The organism is Burkholderia sp. HI4860, from assembly GCF_002223045.2.
Classification (GTDB): Bacteria; Pseudomonadota; Gammaproteobacteria; order Burkholderiales; family Burkholderiaceae; genus Burkholderia.
The window spans coordinates 1134622-1152909 of sequence record NZ_NKFO02000001.1 but is presented as its reverse complement, the minus strand read 5'-3'; the positions used below and the strand labels follow the sequence as shown (position 1 = coordinate 1152909).

Sequence of the window (18288 nt, the reverse complement as noted above, 5' to 3'; positions counted from 1 at the left end):
ACGCGAAGCCGCGCCGGGCCGAAGGCTTACGGCGCGGCACAACCGCGCACCCATCGAACAAAACGAGGAGTCACCGAGTGAAAAAGATTCTTGCGGCTGTGACCGTAGCCCTGCTCGCCGTATCGGCAGGCACCGCGTATGCGAAGGACTGGACGACCGTGCGGTTCGGCGTCGACGCAAGCTACCCGCCTTTCGAATCGAAAGGCGCCGACGGCAAGGTTGTGGGTTTCGACGTCGATCTCGGCAACGAAATCTGCCGCCGCATGAACGCGAAGTGCGTGTGGATCGAAAACGACTTCGACGGGATGATCCCCGCGCTGAAGGCTCGCAAGTTCGACGGCGTGCTGTCGTCGATGTCGATGACGCCGGCGCGTGAGGAACAGATCGCCTTCTCGGCGAAGCTGTTCAACACGCCGACGCGCCTCGTCACGAAGAAGGGCGCGAACCTGCAGCCGACGGCCGAATCGCTGAAGGGCAAGTCGGTCGGCGTCGAGCAGGGCACGATCCAGGAAACCTATGCGAAGACGTACTGGGCGTCGAAGGGCGTGAACGTCGTGCCTTACCAGAACCAGGACCAGGTCTACGCCGACCTGATCTCGGGCCGTCTGGACGGCGCGCTGCAGGACGCGGTGCAAGCTGAAATCGGCTTCCTGAAGACCCCGCGCGGCGCGAACTTCGATTTCGCCGGCAAGGACATCGACGATCCGAAGACGCTCGGCAACGGCGCCGGCATCGGCCTGCGCAAGGAAGACACCGACCTGAAGGCGAAGATCGACGGGGCGATCGCCGGCATGCGCAAGGACGGCACGTACGACAAGATCGCGAAGAAGTACTTCGATTTCGACGTCTACGGCAAGTAATCCGCCCGGCAAGCACACGCTTCGCCTCGGCACGAACGGGCTCCGCAAGGAGCCCGTTTTTTTTCGCCCGCGGCGCCGGCAGCGTTATTTTTTCCGCCCCAACCTGATGATTCTCAAAGGGAAACGGCGTGTTCTGGCGCCGGTTTGATGGCGGCGAGGAAGGCAACGTACAATCGATCTTCCACGCACACCGGATCATTCGCGGCTGCGCCGCACTCCCCCATCATGCAAACGCAGACCCATCCGCTGATTTCCCCCGCCGTCGGTACCGAACGCCAGATCACGAGCTTTCACTACGGCCCGCGCGGCGGCAAGAAGGTCTATATCCAGTCGTCGCTGCACGCGGACGAACTGCCCGGCATGCTGGTCGCCACGCTGCTGCGCCGCAAGATCGCCGCGCTCGAGACGGCCGGCAAGCTGCGCGGCGAAGTCGTCATCGTGCCGGTGCCGAACCCGATCGGCCTGTCGCAACACGTGTTCGGCGATCACCTCGGCCGCTTCGAGCTCGGCTCGATGCAAAACTTCAACCGCAATTTCTACGATCTCGCGGCGCTCGTGCTGCCGCGCGTCGAACACCGCCTCACGAACGACGCGCAGCACAACCTCGTCGCCGTGCGCGCCGCGATGCGCGAAGCGCTCGACGAGCAAAAGCCGCGCACCGAGCTCGACTCGCAGCGCCTCGCGCTGCAGAAGCTGTCGTTCGACGCCGATATCGTGCTCGACCTGCACTGCGACAGCGATGCGGTGATGCACCTCTACACGAATCCCGATCTGTGGCCGGACGTCGAGCCGCTGTCGCGCTACCTCGACGCGCAGGCGTCGCTGCTCGCGCTGAATTCGGTCGGCAACCCGTTCGACGAGATCCACAGCTTCTGCTGGTCGGATCTGCGCAGCCGCTTCGGCGACCGCTTCCCGATCCCGAACGGCGCGATTTCCGTCACGATCGAGCTGCGCAGCGAGCGCGACGTGTCGTACGAGTTTGCCGAAAAGGACGCACAGGCGATCGTCGAATACCTGACCGAGCGTGGGGTCGTCGACGGCACGCCGGCGCCGCTGCCGCCGCTCGCGCATCCGGCCACGCCGCTCGCGGGCACCGATCCGCTCGTCGCGCCGGTGTCGGGCGTGATCGTGTTCCGCACGCCGGTCGGCGTGATGATCGAGGCCGGGCAGGCCGTGGCCGACATCGTCGATCCGCTGACCGATCGCGTCGTCACGCTGAAGAGCAGCGTGTCGGGCGTGCTGTACGCGCGCCAGATCGTACGCTTCGCGACGGCCGGCATGGAAGTCGCGCGCATTGCCGGCGCGACCGCGATCCGCACGGGTTCGCTGCTGTCGGCCTGAGCGGCCGGTGTGCGCGCCGGAGCACGGCGCGCACGTATCGCGCATACCCGCCCGCACCAACGAAATCGCCCGCTTGCGCGGGCGATTGGCTTTCCGGATCGTCGATCTTCGGCCATCCGGTACCTGAAAACGTTCAGAACGCCGGGATGATCGCGCCGCCGAACTTCTGGTCGATGAACTTGCGCACGTCGTCCGATTCATAGGCCGCGACGAGTTTCTTCACCCACGGCTTGTCCTTGTCCTGTGCGCGCACCGCGATCAGGTTCGCGTACGGCCCGCGCAGATCCTCGATCGCGATCGCATCCTTCACCGGCGTAAGCCCGGCCTTCACCGCGTAGTCGGTGTTGATCGACGCGGCATCGACGTCGGGCAGCGCGCGCGGCAGCTGCGCGGAATCGAGCTCGACGATCTTGATCTTCTTCGGGTTCTCGGCGATGTCGAGCGGCGTCGCGTTCACGCCGTTCGCGCCGACGCCCGGCTTCAGCTTGATCACCCCGTACTTCTGCAGCAGCAACAGCGCGCGGTTGCCGTTCGACGGATCGTTCTGGATCCCGACCTTCGCGCCCACCGGCAAGTCCTTCAGCGACTTGATCTTCTTCGAGTAGAAACCCATCGGCGCCGTGTACGTGAGCCCGACGTTGACGATCTTGTAGCCGCGCTGCTTGATCTGGCTGTCGAGGAACGGCTGGTGCTGGAAGCCGTTCGCATCGAGATCGCCGGCATCGAGCGCGGCGTTCGGCTGCACGTAGTCGTTGAATTCGATGACCTTGATCGCGAGGCCTTCGCGCGCGGCGACCTTCGTCACCTCGGTCCAGATCTGTGCGTCGGGGCCGCTCATCGTGCCGATCTTGAGCGTTTGCGGGTCGGCGTGCGCGCCGGGCGCCGCGAATGCCAGCGCGGCGGCGAGTGCGCCGAGGCCGGTCAGGAATGAACGTCGCATGGTGACCTCTTGTCCCGTGTCGTTTGTTGGAACACGGATCGTGGCATGGGGCCGGAACGCCGCCAACCAAGCTTATTTCATGTACATATTCCTGATTTCGGACGAATCTCAGTCTGAATCGGTATAACCACCGACTATACAACCGGGCAGAATTCGGTGTCGCATCGACGCCACACATTCTTCATATGACAGTCGCTGTCATATTCATTACGTGGCCCCTCGATAAAGTTGCCGCCGGTCCGTGAAAGCGCCCATAGAGAGCGCCGGAACCGCAACTGGACACGCCATTTATTCGCTCGGAGAATCCTTTGAACAAGAAACTGTTGACCATCGCCGTTCTGGCAGCAACGGCCGGCACCGCACACGCACAAAGCAGCGTGACCCTGTACGGCGTCATCGATGCCGGTATCAGCTACGTGAACCACAGCAAGACCGCCAACGGCGGTACGGGCAAGCTGTTCAAGTACGACGACGGCGTTGCCCAGGGCAGCCGTTGGGGCCTGCGCGGCACCGAAGACCTCGGTGGCGGCCTGAAGGCGATCTTCGTGCTCGAAAACGGCTTCAACAGCGGTAACGGCACGCTCGGCCAGGGCGGCGCGATCTTCGGCCGCCAGGCTTACGTCGGCCTGAGCCAGTCGCAATACGGCACGGTCACGTTCGGCCGCCAGTACTCGTTCTCGACGGACATCCTCGGCTCGAACTACTCGACGGGCGGCAACACGGTCGCGGGTAACTACGCGTACCACGTGAACGACCTCGACCAGCTCACGTCGAGCCGCATCAACAACGCCGTGAAGTTCCAGAGCGCAAACTACTCGGGCTTCACGTTCGGCGCGTTGTACGGCTTCTCGAACTCGACGGACTTCGCAGGCGCACCGGCGACGACGACGGGCACGACGACGACGGCAGGCTCGTCGCGCGCATACAGCTTCGGCCTGAACTACGCGAACGGCCCGGTCTCGGTCGGCGCGGCGTACACGGACATCCGCTTCCCGAGCCAGTCGACGCCGGCTTTCTCGACGACGATCGCGAATATCGCAACGGGCAACGTCCGCGACCTGCGCACGTACGGCGTCGGTGGCCGTTACGTCTGGGGCCCGGCAACGGCATGGCTGCTGTGGACGCGTACGCAGTTCTCGACCGTGTCGGGCGCGGGCGGCACGTTCTACAACGCGTATGAAGCAGGCGCGAAGTACGCGTTCACGCCGGCGCTGTCGGGTGGCCTCGGCTACACGTACACGAACGCGACGCAGAGCGGCAACTCGTGGCACTGGAACCAGGTCAACGGTATCGCCGACTACGCACTCAGCAAGCGTACGGACGTGTACGGCCTGGTCGTGTACCAACAAGCGTCGGGCAAGGGCGTGCAAGCGCAGATCGGCTCGAGCACGAGCTACTTCAATACGTCGGGCACGGGTTCGAAGAACCAGATCGCCGCACGTATCGGTATCCGTCACAAGTTCTAAAGCATCCGCTTAACTCGCGGATCACGACGGCAAGAAGCGCCCCGCTCCACGCGGGGCGCTTTTTTATGGGCTTTTAAGTTTCGCTTAATTCTGGGCTGAGAGGATGCTCTCACCCCCCCTGTTGGCCGCCTGAACATCGGCGGCTTTTTTTTTGAACCGCCGACGGCGCCGCCATCGATTGCCCACAAGACAAGACAGGATCGGAGGCCATGATGATCGAAGATACCGTTTTCAGCCATCTGCACGCGATTCTGACGTGCCAACACTCGATGCCGGTCCAGAGCTGCCGCGTATCGGTCGAAATGCAGCGCCCGTGGGGCCGGCCGTATCGCCTCGTCGAATGGACGATGCACCTCGACGCGCCCGCGCGGCGCCAGATCGTGCCGGCCGAATCGACCGACGAAGAAATCGCCGAGGTCGTCGCCTCGCACGTGCCGGGCAGGCTTTACGGCGACGGCCGCCTGCAGTTCTGAGCGCCTTCCCGCTTCATCCGCTTCCCTGGTGTCACCCGCGCCGCACGCATCGTGCGGCAGTCGGTCTCGTTTGATGCCGCAACGAAACCTGCTACGCTGCGCGTTTTCGTCCACGCAACACACGATGGAAAACGCATTCAACGAACGGGGCGTGATGATCACGCGCAACGGCCTGTCGGCCGCCGGGCAGGTATTCGCACTCCGTGACATCCGCCAGGTCGACGTCGTCAAGATTCCGAAGAACCGCCTCGTGCCGTCGCTGATCTCGCTGATCGGCGCGGCCGTCGCCGTCGCAGGCGGCATCGCCGGATCGAGCGCCGCGCTCGTCGTCGGCGTGATGCTCGTCGTCGTCGGCTACCTTGCGTGGGCCACGCAGGACGTCACGTATCGCCTGATGGTCGAGATGCCCGACGGCAAGCGCGAAGCGCTGTCGAGCGTCGACGTCGAGTTCGTCGAACGCGTCGCGCAGGTCGTGCGCGATGCGCAGGCCGCGAAAGCCGTCGGCTGATTCCGTTCGCTTCCCTGCACGCTTCGATTCGCGGTGCGCCGGCCACGCGTGGCGCGTTTCGCGCCGCGCGACGGCAGCGTCGATTGCGCCGTCGAATCGCATTCCGCCTCCCCGTCGCCCACACCGCGCCTGCGCTGCGTCCGCCGAGCGCCTAGTATGGAAAGAGCGGCTCGCCGCCGCATCGTCCGATGGAGGCCAGCATGAACGTCCAGACGCTGTCCGGCACGCTTCGCGCGCAGGAACTGCTGATCGTGTCGATGATCCGCGCGCTTCCCCCTGACACGCGCCGAGCGCTCGTCGACCTCTACACCGAACAGATCGCGTTCGCCGAGCAGGCCGGCCTCGAAGGCCACGGCGATCGCGCGACGCATGACGCGTTCATCACGCATGCGCGCAACCTGCTGATCCGCATCGAAGCGCTGGCCTAGCCACGCCCGCGCTTTCCCGAATTTCCCGCCCCGGCTCGCCCGAGCCGCGCAGGTAAGCGCTCACCCGCACGAGCCGCTTTCCGTTCTTGTATTGATAATAATTCTCATTTACACTGGTAAAGTTATCAGTTGCCTTTCAATTCGCCGCTCGCCGCCTTCCGTGCGCGGGCGGGCCAGCCAGGTGAACGCGTCACCCAGCCAGCCTTCGGGCTTGTCATCATCAATGGGAGACCACCTGTGCATTGCTATACGCTGGCGCGGCGGCCGATCTGTGCCGCGCTGTTCGGCGCGTTCGGCCTGTCCGCCGCCACTGCTCACGCCGATTCGACGCCGCAAGGCGCCAACCCGCCTGCCGCCCTCCTCGTCGCCGCGTCCACGCGCGGCGACGCGGCGCTGCTCGATCCCGTCACCGTCACGGCCAACCGCACCGCCACGGCCGCGAGCCGCACGGCGGCGTCCGTGTCGGTAATCACCGACGACGATCTGGAAGAACAGCAGGCCACCAACATCAAGGACGCGCTGCGCTACGAGCCGGGCGTCACGGTACGCCGCACCGCGTACCGGCCCGGCAGCGCCGCGCTCGGCGGCGGCCGCGACGGCGATTCGAGCATCAACATCCGCGGCCTCGAAGGCAATCGCGTGCTGCTGATGGAAGACGGCATCCGCCTGCCGAACGCGTTTTCGTTCGGGCCGCTCGAAGCGGGCCGCGGCGACTACGCCGATCTCGACACGCTCAAGCGCATCGAAATCCTGCGCGGGCCGGCGTCGGCGCTGTACGGCAGCGATGGGCTGACCGGCGCGGTGAACTTCATCACGAAGGGCCCGCGCGACCTGCTGTCGATCTACAACAAGCCCTATTACTTCTCGTTCCGGCCGAGCTACGACTCCGCCGACCGCAGCGTCGGCGCGACCGTGTCGGCCGCGGGCGGCAACGATCGCGTGCAGGGGATGATCATCGCCGACGGCCGGCGCGGCCACGAGGTCGACACGCGCGGCAGCAACAACTCGGCAAGCACGCTGCGCACCACGTCGAACCCGCAGGACGTCTATTCGGAATCGCTGCTCGGCAAGCTCGTGCTGACGCCGACCACGCGCGACACGATCAAATTCACCGCCGAAACGGTGCAGCGCCGCGTGAGCACCGACGTGCTGTCGGCGATCAGCCCGCCGACCACGCTCGGCCTCACGACCTACGACCGGCTCGAGCGCAACCGCTTCAGCGTCGACTACGATTTCAGCGACGAGGCGTTCCGCTGGTTCCAGACCGCGCACGTGCAGTTCTACTACCAGGACGCGAAGCAGGACCAGTACGCGTTCGAGACGCGCGGCCGGGCGGCTTCGCGTTCGCGCGACAACCAGTACAAGGAACGCACGTTCGGCGGCTCCGCGTTCGCCGAAAGCGGCTTCGCGACCGGCCCGTTCGCGCACAAGCTGCTTTACGGCGTCGACGGCAGCGTGTCGCGCGTGACGAACCTGCGCGACGGCACGGTGCCGGGCGTCGGCGAGGCATTCCCGAACAAGGCGTTCCCCGACACCGACTACACGCTGTTCGGCGCGTTCGTGCAGGACCAGATCGGCTACGGCCGCCTGCTCGTCACGCCGGGCCTGCGCTTCGACACGTACCGGCTGAGCCCGACCGCAAACGATCCGCTGTTCACCGGCAAGGCCGTATCGACGAGCGCGAACGAACTGTCGCCGCGCGTCGCCGTGCTCTACGAGATCACGCCCGCGGTCATCCCGTACGTGCAGTACGCACACGGCTTCCGCGCGCCGACGCCCGATCAGGTGAACAGCAGCTTCTCGAACCCGGTGTACGGCTACACGTCGATCGGCAATCCGAACCTGAAGCCCGAGACGAGCGATACCTTCGAAGCCGGCCTGCGCGGCAAGGCCGGCACCGGCTACGGCGTCGTGCGCTACAGCGCCGCCGCCTTCACGGGCCGCTACCGCAACTTCATTTCGCGCACGACGATCGCCGGCAGCGGCCGGCCAACCGATCCGTTCGTGTTCCAGTACGTGAACTTCGCCGACGCGCGCATTCACGGCCTCGAAGGCCGCGCCGAATGGGTGATGCCGAACGGCATCACGCTGAAGACGGCGATGGCGTTCACGAAGGGCTCGACGCAGAACGACGGCGCGGCCAGCCAGCCGCTGAACACCGTCAACCCGTTCTCGGCCGTGTTCGGCGTGCGCTACGAGCCGACCGAGCGCTGGTACGTGCAGACCGACCTGCTGTTCCAGGCCGCGAAACGCGACAAGGACATCGACAAGTCCGACTGCTCGAACAAGGCGTGCTTCTCGCCGCCGTCATCGTTCGTCGTCGACCTGCGCGGCGGTTATCGCTTCAACAAGCACGTGAGCGCGACGATCGGCATCCGCAACCTGTTCGACCGCAAGTACTGGAACTGGTCGGACGTGCGCGGCATCGCCGCCGATTCGCAGGTGCTCGACGCGTATACGTCGTCCGGTCGCACGGTCGCCGTCAGCATGAAAGTGGATTTCTGATGCGCGCCGCCCGCGCTGCCACCCCAACCGTTACTTGAAGGAGTCCGACATGATGCAATCCGCCCTTCCCGGTCAACCGGCCACGCCGGCCCGCGCAGCCGCTGCACTGCGCGACGCGTTCATCAAGCTCAAGACCGAGCGCCAGTTGCGCAACCGCGACGTCGCGCAGGCGCTCGGCGTCAGCGAAGGCGAGGCGCTCGCCGCGTTCGTCGGCGAGCACGTGGTGCGGCTCGACGCGCGCTTTCCGGCGATGTTCGAGGAAATGCCGCGCCTCGGCCGCGTGATGGCGCTCACGCGCAACGACACGGCCGTCCACGAAAAGGATGGCGAATACGCGCAGATGAGCCACGACGGCCCCGTCGGGCTCGCGCTCGGCGATATCGACCTGCGCATCTTCTATCGTCACTGGGTATCGGCGTTCGCGGTGCACGACGAGACCGCGCACGGCCCGCTGAAGAGCCTGCAGTTCTTCGACGCGCAGGGTCATGCGATTCACAAGGTCTACCTGCGCGCGCACAGCGACCACGCGGCGTACGACGCGTTCGTCGCGCGCTGGCGTGCGCCGTCGCAGGAGCCGGGCCTCGAGGTCACGCCCGCCGCGCCGAAAACGCCCGAGCGCGCCGATACCGAGATCGACGTCGCGGGCTTTCGTGCCGCTTGGGATGCGATGACCGACACGCACCAGTTCTTCGGCATCACGCAACGCTTCGGCGTGAGCCGCATGCAGGCGCTGCGGCTCGCCGATCCGCAATACGCGTATCCGGTCGAAACCGCGCATGCGCTGCGCCACGTGCTCGAACACGCGGCGAAAAGCGGCCAGCCGATCATGGTGTTCGTCGGCAACGCGGGGATGATCCAGATCCATACGGGCCCCGTCGCGAACGTGCGCGAGGTCGGTGCGTGGATCAACGTGCTCGACCCGGGCTTCAACCTGCATGTGCGTGAGGACCTGATCGCCGCCGCGTGGGTCGTGAAGAAGCCGACGAGCGACGGCATCGTCACGTCGCTCGAGCTGTTCGATCGGCAAGGCGACCACGTCGCGCTGCTGTTCGGCGAGCGCAAGCCGGGCAAGGTCGAACGCGACGACTGGCGTGCGCTCGTCGCGACGCTGCCGGCCGCGGCACGCGGAGGCGCGCGGTGAGCGCGCGGCCGTTCGATCCGCGCCGCCGCGCGGTGCTGGCGAGCGCGGCGGCCGGCGCGCTCGCGGGCGCGCTGCCCGGCAGCGTGCTCGCCCAGGGTGCGCAGGCCGCGCCGAAACGCGTGGTCGTGATCGGCGGTGCGCTCGCGGAGACCGCGTTCGCGCTCGGCGGCGCGGAAACGCCGCGCTACCGGCTCGTCGGCGCCGACACGACCTGCACGTACCCCGACGCCGCGAAGCGGCTGCCGAAGGTCGGCTACCAGCGCGCGCTGTCGGCCGAGGGGCTGCTGTCGCTGCGGCCCGATCTCGTGCTCGCATCGGCCGAAGCCGGCCCGCCCACCGCGATCGCGCAAGTCAAGCACGCCGGCGTTGCCGTCACGACGTTCGATGAACGTCACGACGTCGAATCGGTGCGCGCGAAGATCACCGGCGTCGCACAGGCGCTCGACGTGCGTGACGCGGGCACCGCGCTGCTGCAACGTTTCGACCGCGACTGGCAGGCCGCGCGCGACGCGGTCGCCGCCCGTGCGCCCGGCGGCGCGCAGCCGCCGCGCGTGCTGTTCGTGCTGAACCATACCGGCAACCAGGCGCTCGTCGCCGGCCAGCGCACGGCTGCCGACGCGATGATCCGCTACGCGGGCGCGCGCAACGCGATGCAGGGCTTCGATCACTACAAGCCGCTGACGACCGAAGCGCTGGCCGCCGCCGCGCCCGACATCGTGCTGATCTCCGACGAAGGGCTCGCGGCCGTCGACGGCCGCGCCGCGTTGCTCGCGACACCCGGCTTCGGCGCGACGCCGGCCGGCCGCGCGCAGCGTGTGGTGGCGCTCGACGCGCTGTTCCTGCTCGGCTTCGGCCCGCGCCTGCCGCTCGCCGTCACGACCCTGCACCGACGCCTGTCGGATGCGCTCGCCTGATTCCGGATCCATCCGATGCCTGCTCACGCCTCGCCTTTCCCCGCATCGTCACCCGCGTCAAGCGCCGGCGCCGCACGCATCGGCACGTCGCGTCGCATTGCACCGTTCGCGCTGGCCGCACTCGCCTGCCTCGTGTGCGCGATGTCCGTCGTCGCGCTGTGCGTCGGCGCCTATCGCATTCCGCTCGCGGAAGCCTGGGCCGCGCTGACCGGCGATGCGGCCGCGCAGCAGGCGCGCGCGGTGCTGTTCGACATCCGCGCGCCGCGCGTCGCGCTCGCGTTGCTGGTCGGCGGCGGCTTCGGCGCGACCGGCGCCGCGATGCAGGCGCTGTTCCGCAACCCGCTCGCCGATCCGGGGCTCGTCGGCGTATCGAGCGGCGCCGCGCTCGGCGCGACGACGATGATCGTGCTCGGCCCCGCACTCGTTGCCGCGCACGTGAGCGCGGCCGCGTTGCCCCTCGCCGCGTTTGCAGGCGCGCTCGCGGTCGCCGCGCTCGTCTACCGGCTCGCCGCGTCGCGCGGCCGGCTCGCGCTGCCGCTGCTGCTGCTCGCCGGCATCGCGATCAACGCGCTGGTCGGCGCGGCGATCGGGCTCCTCACGTTCGTCGCCGACGACGCGCAATTGCGCTCGCTGACCTTCTGGAGCCTCGGCAGCCTCGGCGGCGCGCAATGGTCGGCGCTGGCGGCCGTCGCGCCGTGCGTCGCGATCGGCTGCGTGCTGCTCGCGCGTGAACGCGACGCGCTAAACGCGTTGCAGCTCGGCGAAACCGAGGCGCTGCACCTCGGCGTGCCCGTGCAGCGGCTGAAGCGGCGCGTGCTCGTCGCGGTCGCGCTCGCGGTCGGCGCGCTGGTGTCGTGCGCGGGCATCATCGGCTTCATCGGGCTCGTCGCGCCGCATTGCGTGCGGCTCGCGTGCGGCCCCGACCAGCGCGTCGTGCTGCCGGGCGCCGCGCTGCTCGGCGCGCTGCTGACGCTCGCCGCCGATCTCGCCGCACGCACCGTTGCCGCGCCCGCCGAAATTCCGCTCGGCGTGCTGACCGCGCTGCTCGGCGCACCGTTCTTTCTCGCGTTGCTGTGGAAGAGCCGCGGCGCGCTCGGCGGCTAACCCTTCTTTCACGACGATCATGCTGACCGCCCATCACCTCGACGTCGCCCGTCGACACAACGCGATCCTGCGCGACCTGTCGCTGTCGATCGAACCCGGCCGCGTGACCGCACTGCTCGGCCGCAACGGCGCGGGCAAGAGCACGCTGCTGAAGACCTTCGCCGGCGAACTCACCGGCGGCGTCGCGCCGAACGGCGTGCGCGTGACCGGCGACATCACGCTGAACGGCGAACCGCTCGCACGCATCGACGCACCGCGGCTCGCGTGCCTGCGCGCGGTGCTGCCGCAGGCCGCGCAGCCGGCGTTCCCGTTCAGCGTCGACGAAATCGTGCTGCTCGGCCGCTATCCGCATGCGCGGCGCAGCGGCGCGACGTCGCATCGCGATCGCGACATCGCGTGGTGCGCGCTCGAACGCGCGGGCGCCGAGGCGCTCGTCGGCCGCGACGTCACGACGCTGTCGGGCGGCGAACTCGCGCGCGTGCAGTTCGCCCGCGTGCTCGCGCAGCTGTGGCCGGATGACGATGCGATGGAAAGCGGCCCGCGCTACCTGCTGCTCGACGAGCCGACCGCCGCACTCGATCTGTCGCATCAGCATCGCCTGCTCGAAACCGTGCGCGCGGTTGCACGCGAATGGCAGCTCGGCGTGCTCGCGATCGTGCACGATCCGAACCTCGCCGCGCGGCATGCGGATACGATCGCGATGCTCGCCGACGGCACGATCGTCGCGCACGGCACGCCGCGCGACGTGATGACGCCGGCCCATATCGCGCGGTGCTACGGATTCGCGGTGAAGATGGTGGAAACCGGCGACGGTGCGCCGCCGGTGATGGTGCCGGCGTAGCGCGTGTGGCGTGCGCATTGCGCCGCGCGATGTCATCGCATGATCGATAGCAACGACTGTTACAACGCATCATTCGCGCTTCGCGCATTCCCTTCAAGGAGACCCACGTGCCGCTTCCGATGACCCGCATCATCCTGTACGTCCAGGACGTCGCAACACTGAAGACGTTCTACCAACGGCATTTCGATCTGCCCGTCATCGAGGAAATCGAACACGAGTGGGTCGTGCTCGGCGCAGGCGCCATCGAACTCGCGCTGCATCTCGCCGGCCCGGCGTTCCGCCACGCGGTGGCGGCTCACACGGAAGCGCGCGCGGAAACCAGCCACGTGAAGTTCGTGTTCTCGATCGGCCAGGACATCGCCGCACATCGCAATCGACTGGCCGGCAGCGGCGTGACGGTGCGCGATCTCAAGCGCTACGACGGGTTCTCGTACACGATGTACGACGGCATTGATCCGGAAGGCAACGTCTTCCAGGTGATGCAGGCCGACTGACGTTCCGTTCGGCCCGGGCACTCACTCGAACGCCCAGGCCGGCATCGCCTTCGTCCGGCGCTGTGCGGACGGCAAGCCCCTCTGCTCAATGCTCGAGATCCGCCGCGCCGAACGTGCGCATCTTCCAGCCGAGCCGCACGGCGAGCATCCGCATCGAGAAGCCGGCCGCCAGCGCGACGACCGTCGCGAAGCCCGCATCGACGCCGAGATGCTGCATCCCGACATAGAGCCCGCCCGTGACGAACGCGACGCTTGCATACAGCTCCTCGCGCAGGATCAGCGGCATCTCGTTGCACAGCAGGTCGCGCAGCATCCCGCCGCAGACGCCCGTGATCGCGCCGGCCAGCACGACGATGATCGGCGCGGTGCCGGTCGACGCGCCGACGTCGCAGCCGATGATCGTAAACGCCGCGAGGCCGATCGCGTCGACGGTGACGAACAGCGTCTTCATTCGCGTGACATGCCGTGCGGCCCATGACGCGACGGTCGCCGCGACGAGCGTGATCACCAGGTACTCGGGATGCGCGATCCAGCCGAGCGGATAGTGGCCGAGCAGCACGTCGCGCACGGTGCCGCCGCCGAGCGCCGTCACCGCGCCGACGAGCGCGAGCCCGAAGCGGTCCATCCCGCGGCGCATGCCCATCAGCGCCCCCGACATCGCTTCCGCGACGATTGCAATCAGATAAAGCGTATGCATGGCGTGCGTCAGTCATCCGTGCGGAACAGGTCGAGCACGCGTTCGCGCTCGGCCGCATCGACCGCGGCAGGCGTCGATTCGGCGGGCTTGCCGTTGTCGCCCCGCACGTCGGACGCACCAGCCACCGCCGCTGCCGCCGCCCCGCCGCACGCGAAGCGGCTGCGGATGTACGACGGCACGTCGGCCGTGCACGTGCCGCGCGTGTATTCGGCGTAGACGAAGTCGCCGTCGACGAGCGCGACATCCTGCGGCGGCGTCGCCTCGACCGGCGTACGCCCGTCGACGGCCGTCTTCATGTAGTCGAGCCAGACCGGCAGCGCCAGCGACGCGCCGGTCGCACGCCCCATCGGGCGCGGCGTGTCGTAGCCGAGCCACGCGACCGCGACGACGCCCGACGAGTAGCCGGCGAACCACACATCCTTCGACCCGTTCGACGTGCCCGTCTTGCCGGCCGCGTCGTCGCGGCGCAGCGCAAGCGCGCCGCGCGCGGTGCCGGACTTCACGACGTCACGCAGCATGCTGTCCATCACGAACGCATTGCGCGCCGATACGACGCGCTCACCCGACGGCGCCGTCGCCTCGTACATCGCGCCGCCGTGACGCTGCTTCACCGACAGGATCAGGCGCGGCTCCATCCGCGTGCCGCCGTTCGCGAACACGCTGTACGCGCTCGCGAGTTCGAGCGGCGTCACGGCGCCCGCGCCGAGCGCGAGCGGCAGCGACGCCGGATTGCGCTGCGCGTCGAAGCCGAAGTGCACCGCGTGCTGCTGCACGTAGCGCGCGTCGGTGGCCTGCATCAGGCTGACCGCCACCAGGTTCTTCGAGCGCATGAGCCCGCGCCGCACCGGAATGAAGCCCTCGTAGTTGTTGGCGAAATTGCGCGGGCGCCATGGACGCGCGCCGGTTTCCTCATGCGTGAGCGTGCGCTGCGTATCGTCGACGAGCACGCCCGGGAAGTAGCCCTTTTCCAGCGCCGCCGAATAGACGAACGGCTTGAAGCTCGACCCCGGCTGGCGATACGCCTGCAGCGCATGGTCGAACACGTTGCGGTTGAAATCCGCGCCGCCGACGAGCGCGAGCATGTCGCCCGTGGCCGCGTCGAGCGACACCAGTGCGCCCTCGAGCCCGTTGCGCGCATCGCGCTGCGCGCGCGGCTGGCGGCTCAGCGTGCGTGCGAGCGACGATTCGGCCGCGCGCTGGTCGCGCATCGAGATCGTCGTCGTCACGTCGAGGCCGAGCGTATAGGCATCGTCATGAAAACGCTCGACCATCATCCGGCGTGCGCGCTCGGCGACGTACGGCGCCGCGATGATCCCCGGCGGCGGCGTGGTGGCCAGCGCGATCGGTGCGCCGACGGCCGCGTGATACGTCGCGTCGTCGAGCTGGCCGAGCGCATGCATGCGGCCGAGCACGTAGTTGCGCCGCGCGGTCGCGCGTGCCGGATTGACGACCGGGTTGAACGCGGACGGCGCCTTCGGCAGCCCCGCGAGCACGGCCGCCTCGCCCGCGCTCAGCGCGTCGAGCGGCTTGCCGAAATAGACGTTCGCGGCCGCCGCGAAACCGTACGCGCGCTCGCCCAGATAGATCTCGTTCATGTACAGCTCGAGCAGCTTGTCCTTGCTGTATTCGCGTTCGAGCTTGGTCGCCATCAGGATCTCGGCGAGCTTGCGGCTCAGCACCTTGTCGCGCGTCAGGTAGAAGTTGCGCGCGACCTGCATCGTGATCGTGCTGCCGCCCTGCCCCGGCTGCCCCGTCACGACGTTCGCGAACGTCGCGCGCGCGAGGCCGTTGAAATCGACCGCGCCGTGCTGGTAGAACTTCGCGTCCTCGGCCGCGAGCAGCGCCTGCCGCATCAGCGGCGGGATGCGCTCGAGCGGCACGAACTCGCGCCGCTCGACGCCGTATTCGGCCAGCAGGTCGCCGTCGCGCGAGAAGATCCGCAGCGGCAGCGCGGGACGATAGACGGCGAGGTGCTCGACGGACGGCAATTGCGTCCAGATGCGCTGGATCGTCCATGCGCCGATGCCCGCGCAGGCGACCGTCAGGCCGAGCAGCGCGCCCGCGAGCGTGCGCCACATGCGGCGACGGCGTGGCGGTGGCGCGGATGGCGGCGGCGGGGATGCGGTGTGGTCGGTCATGTCGTGCTCCTTCTTCGATGCTGCGACGGGCTGCGTTCGAGAGACGCCGACCGTCACGAAAGGCGCGCATTGTCGAAGGGATGGCACGAAACCGGAACATTCTTTAGCCAAAGTTTGGCTGGCTAAATTTTATTTAGGAAAGTGCGCCGGGGTCGTTCACGTCGCATCTGCGACCGCGTGACGCATCGTTGGACGAACCGTGCTGCGCGCGATCCGGTTCGGCGGTAGCATCGTGTGATGTTCGATCGATACCTTGGCCTGTGGGGCCTCGTTCCCGACGGCGGCCCGATCCTGACCGCGAGCGGCGGCCTGCTGCCGGTCGTCTGGCAATCGCGGCCGGCGATGTTGAAAGTCGCTACCTGCGACGAAGAACGTCGCGGCAATGCGCTGATGACCTGGTGGAACGGGCAAGGCGCCGCACAGGTGTGGCTGCACGACGGCGATGCGGTCCTGCTCGAACGGGCGCAGCCGGAACCGACGCTGGCGGGTTTTTCGGCATCGGGGCATGACGACGATGCGATGCGCATCGCGTGCGATGTCGTCGCGCGGCTGCATGCGTATCGTGCTTCGGAGCCGCCCTCGGTCGTGGCGCTGCATGACTGGTTTCAGGCGCTGCTGTCTGACGCTTCAGCCAATGACGTGCTTTGTTGCTCGGGAACGGTCGCGCGCCAGCTGCTGGACGGGCCGCCCGTCGACGAAGTCGTCCTGCACGGCGACATCCATCACGGCAACATCCTCCATTTCGGCGATCGCGGCTGGCATGCGATCGATCCGAAAGGGCTGCGCGGCGATCGCGCGTTCGACTACGCGAACCTGTTCTGCAATCCTTCGCACGACGTTGCGGTCGATCCGGTGCGGTTCGAGCGGCGCGTTACGCTCGTGGCCGATGCGGCGAAGCTCGACAGGCGCCGGCTGCTGCAGTGGATACTCGCGTGGTCGGGCTTGTCTGCGGTGTGGTTGATCGAAGACGGGCTGCTGCCCGATACGCGGTTGCAGGTCGGGACGCTCGCGGCGGCTGCGCTCGGCCTGTAGCCACACGCATCGCCCGTGAAAACAGGTTCATCGCAAATTTCCGGGGAACGTGGGAAAAACCGACGGCTCCGGGCCAAAAGGGGACGTTCGACAAGGGTGCGGGAATCGTCGACAATCAATCCCGCTTATATAACCATTCCAACAAAGGCAAAACAATGATGACTTCCAGCGACGGCCTGACCAGTCCGGCACGTCTCCTGCGGCTCGCGTCGTGGGTGATTGCGATCATCTTCGCTGTCTTTCTGAACATGCTCGGCAGTCTCGTGATTCGCGACATGGCCTTCGCTCCGAGGGGCGGGCCGCCCGTCGTCGAGCAATTCGCGGATGCGCCATTGAAGGCGCGGCTGGATGCAGCCCGGCGCGATCTGCAGGCACGGCACGACACGCTTGCCGAAAAGGCCGACGCAATGGAGGTGGCACGCGGACGTGCCGCGAAGGAGTACGCGGCCGAGAAGGAAAGTTTCCGCAACTGGCTGGCAACCCGCTCGGTGACGGGAGACGGCGCGAGGGATCCGGACATTCTGGCGAGAACTCGCAAGCTGGATTCGCTCCAGGCCGTGGTCGTCAACTGGCAGCATCAGATCGATGCGATCGGCGACCAGCAACGGGCCCTGGCGTCGCAGCAGACTCAAGTCGACACGCAAATCGCCGACGCGGACGCGGCAGCCCAACAGCGCTTCGAAAAGGCGGACCGGCATTACGAGTTGCAGGTGTTCGGACTGCGGCTTGCGCTCACGCTGCCGATTCTGCTGATCGCGATCTGGTTGTTCGTGCGCTATCGCAAGATGCGCTACTGGCCTTTCGTGTATGGCTTCGGCCTGTTTTCACTGAGCGCGTTTTTCATCGAACTGGTTCCGTACTTGCCGAATTTCGGCGGCTATGTCCGGGTCCTGGTCGGCATTGCGCTCACGGTGTTCGCCGGCCTTTACATGATGAAGGCCTTTCAGCGCTATGCCGAACGTAAGCGGCTCGAATTGCAGCAGGATCAGGGAGAACGTGCGCGCACGATCGGATACGAAAAGGCCGTTCGCTCACTCGAAAAAAAGCGCTGCCCGTCATGCGACAAACAATGGAATCTCGGCGGCGACGACTCCACGTTCTGCGTGCATTGCGGATTGCGGCTCTTCAACGTATGCGGATGCGGTGGCCGGAATTTCTTCTTCTTTCCGCATTGCCATCAGTGTGGCACTACGCAGGGCAATGAGTCGCCAGCGGCATCCGACTGACGGTCTGTGTTCGCAACACGCACTGGCTGGATTCCGTCGATGCCGGATTGAATCCGCAGGCAATACCTGCCGTTGGAACCGCGCCCACCCGACCGTCGGAAACGGGGCGTCAAACGGCCCCCTGGAAACCCACGAAGATCCCGAAAAAAAACCCGCCGGCATTCACCGGCGGGCTTTCAC

17 protein-coding genes are annotated in these 18288 nt (G+C 67.2%); 14 read left to right on the top strand and 3 right to left on the bottom strand.

The genetic code is table 11. The annotated features are described in order from the left end of the window. Window positions 1-77 precede the first annotated feature (77 nt). Window positions 78-860, top strand: coding sequence for an ABC transporter substrate-binding protein (locus tag CFB34_RS05215; RefSeq protein WP_089441500.1), 783 nt, complete (start codon window positions 78-80; stop codon window positions 858-860). 225 nt (window positions 861-1085) lie between these two features. Further along, the gene (locus tag CFB34_RS05210; protein ID WP_089441499.1) at window positions 1086-2201 is read left to right on the top strand and encodes a succinylglutamate desuccinylase/aspartoacylase family protein; all 1116 of its coding nucleotides are present in this window, start codon (window positions 1086-1088) and stop codon (window positions 2199-2201) included. Between the two features lie 133 nt (window positions 2202-2334). Here the strand turns inward: CFB34_RS05210 and CFB34_RS05205 are convergent, their stop codons facing one another. Then, complete coding sequence (locus tag CFB34_RS05205; RefSeq protein ID WP_089441498.1) at window positions 2335-3141, bottom strand: MetQ/NlpA family lipoprotein; 807 nt, start codon at window positions 3139-3141, stop codon at window positions 2335-2337. A 308-nt stretch (window positions 3142-3449) separates the two neighbouring features. Between CFB34_RS05205 and CFB34_RS05200 the strand changes: the two genes are divergently transcribed. The 10 genes from CFB34_RS05200 (at window position 3450) to CFB34_RS05155 (ending at window position 13015) form a co-directional block, all read left to right on the top strand. Beyond that, entirely contained in the window at window positions 3450-4607 is a 1158-nt protein-coding gene (locus CFB34_RS05200) for a porin (RefSeq protein ID WP_089441497.1), read from the top strand. 212 nt (window positions 4608-4819) lie between these two features. Beyond that, window positions 4820-5080 carry a DUF2866 domain-containing protein gene (locus tag CFB34_RS05195; protein WP_011353838.1) on the top strand — a complete coding sequence of 87 codons (261 nt, stop codon included), beginning with the start codon at window positions 4820-4822 and terminating at the stop codon, window positions 5078-5080. A gap of 124 nt (window positions 5081-5204) precedes the next feature. Beyond that, window positions 5205-5588, top strand: coding sequence for a DUF6232 family protein (locus CFB34_RS05190; RefSeq protein WP_089441496.1), 384 nt, complete (start codon window positions 5205-5207; stop codon window positions 5586-5588). A 200-nt stretch (window positions 5589-5788) separates the two neighbouring features. Then, entirely contained in the window at window positions 5789-6016 is a 228-nt protein-coding gene (locus CFB34_RS05185; RefSeq protein ID WP_039350095.1) for a hypothetical protein, read from the top strand. A 237-nt stretch (window positions 6017-6253) separates the two neighbouring features. Continuing rightward, a complete protein-coding gene (locus CFB34_RS05180; protein ID WP_089441495.1) occupies window positions 6254-8521 on the top strand; it encodes a TonB-dependent hemoglobin/transferrin/lactoferrin family receptor in 2268 nt (755 codons plus the stop codon). 49 nt (window positions 8522-8570) lie between these two features. Then, complete coding sequence (locus tag CFB34_RS05175) at window positions 8571-9662, top strand: ChuX/HutX family heme-like substrate-binding protein (RefSeq protein ID WP_089441494.1); 1092 nt, start codon at window positions 8571-8573, stop codon at window positions 9660-9662. Continuing rightward, window positions 9659-10576 carry a helical backbone metal receptor gene (locus CFB34_RS05170; RefSeq protein ID WP_089441493.1) on the top strand — a complete coding sequence of 306 codons (918 nt, stop codon included), beginning with the start codon at window positions 9659-9661 and terminating at the stop codon, window positions 10574-10576. The genes CFB34_RS05175 and CFB34_RS05170 overlap by 4 nt, the downstream gene beginning before the upstream one ends. 15 nt (window positions 10577-10591) lie before the next feature. Further along, window positions 10592-11680 (top strand): iron ABC transporter permease, encoded by a 1089-nt coding sequence (locus CFB34_RS05165; protein ID WP_089441492.1) that lies wholly within the window; start codon window positions 10592-10594, stop codon window positions 11678-11680. A gap of 19 nt (window positions 11681-11699) precedes the next feature. Then, window positions 11700-12521, top strand: coding sequence for a heme ABC transporter ATP-binding protein (locus CFB34_RS05160; RefSeq protein WP_089441491.1), 822 nt, complete (start codon window positions 11700-11702; stop codon window positions 12519-12521). A 107-nt stretch (window positions 12522-12628) separates the two neighbouring features. After that, window positions 12629-13015 carry a VOC family protein gene (locus tag CFB34_RS05155; protein ID WP_089441490.1) on the top strand — a complete coding sequence of 129 codons (387 nt, stop codon included), beginning with the start codon at window positions 12629-12631 and terminating at the stop codon, window positions 13013-13015. 85 nt (window positions 13016-13100) lie between these two features. On the opposite strand, the gene CFB34_RS05150 is transcribed toward CFB34_RS05155, so the two are convergent. Next, a complete protein-coding gene (locus CFB34_RS05150; RefSeq protein WP_089441489.1) occupies window positions 13101-13712 on the bottom strand; it encodes a trimeric intracellular cation channel family protein in 612 nt (203 codons plus the stop codon). 8 nt (window positions 13713-13720) lie between these two features. Continuing rightward, entirely contained in the window at window positions 13721-15850 is a 2130-nt protein-coding gene (locus tag CFB34_RS05145; protein WP_089441488.1) for a PBP1A family penicillin-binding protein, read from the bottom strand. A gap of 237 nt (window positions 15851-16087) precedes the next feature. Between CFB34_RS05145 and CFB34_RS05140 the strand changes: the two genes are divergently transcribed. Next, window positions 16088-16882, top strand: a complete 795-nt coding sequence (locus CFB34_RS05140; RefSeq protein ID WP_089441487.1) for an aminoglycoside phosphotransferase family protein — start codon at window positions 16088-16090, stop codon at window positions 16880-16882. A gap of 158 nt (window positions 16883-17040) precedes the next feature. Further along, a complete protein-coding gene (locus tag CFB34_RS05135; protein ID WP_179243777.1) occupies window positions 17041-18108 on the top strand; it encodes a zinc ribbon domain-containing protein in 1068 nt (355 codons plus the stop codon). Window positions 18109-18288: the final 180 nt, after the last annotated feature.

What these genes read in the sequence shown, in the direction of transcription:
- CFB34_RS05140 (WP_089441487.1), top strand. Translation starts at nt 16,088, where the DNA reads ATGTTCGATCGATACCTTGGCCTGTGGGGCCTCGTTCCCGACGGCGGC.
- CFB34_RS05195 (WP_011353838.1), top strand. Translation starts at nt 4,820, where the DNA reads ATGATCGAAGATACCGTTTTCAGCCATCTGCACGCGATTCTGACGTGC.
- CFB34_RS05160 (WP_089441491.1), top strand. Translation starts at nt 11,700, where the DNA reads ATGCTGACCGCCCATCACCTCGACGTCGCCCGTCGACACAACGCGATC.
- CFB34_RS05175 (WP_089441494.1), top strand. Translation starts at nt 8,571, where the DNA reads ATGATGCAATCCGCCCTTCCCGGTCAACCGGCCACGCCGGCCCGCGCA.
- CFB34_RS05190 (WP_089441496.1), top strand. Translation starts at nt 5,205, where the DNA reads ATGGAAAACGCATTCAACGAACGGGGCGTGATGATCACGCGCAACGGC.
- CFB34_RS05185 (WP_039350095.1), top strand. Translation starts at nt 5,789, where the DNA reads ATGAACGTCCAGACGCTGTCCGGCACGCTTCGCGCGCAGGAACTGCTG.
- CFB34_RS05165 (WP_089441492.1), top strand. Translation starts at nt 10,592, where the DNA reads ATGCCTGCTCACGCCTCGCCTTTCCCCGCATCGTCACCCGCGTCAAGC.
- CFB34_RS05150 (WP_089441489.1), bottom strand. Translation starts at nt 13,712, where the DNA reads ATGCATACGCTTTATCTGATTGCAATCGTCGCGGAAGCGATGTCGGGG.
- CFB34_RS05205 (WP_089441498.1), bottom strand. Translation starts at nt 3,141, where the DNA reads ATGCGACGTTCATTCCTGACCGGCCTCGGCGCACTCGCCGCCGCGCTG.
- CFB34_RS05145 (WP_089441488.1), bottom strand. Translation starts at nt 15,850, where the DNA reads ATGACCGACCACACCGCATCCCCGCCGCCGCCATCCGCGCCACCGCCA.
- CFB34_RS05210 (WP_089441499.1), top strand. Translation starts at nt 1,086, where the DNA reads ATGCAAACGCAGACCCATCCGCTGATTTCCCCCGCCGTCGGTACCGAA.
- CFB34_RS05135 (WP_179243777.1), top strand. Translation starts at nt 17,041, where the DNA reads ATGACTTCCAGCGACGGCCTGACCAGTCCGGCACGTCTCCTGCGGCTC.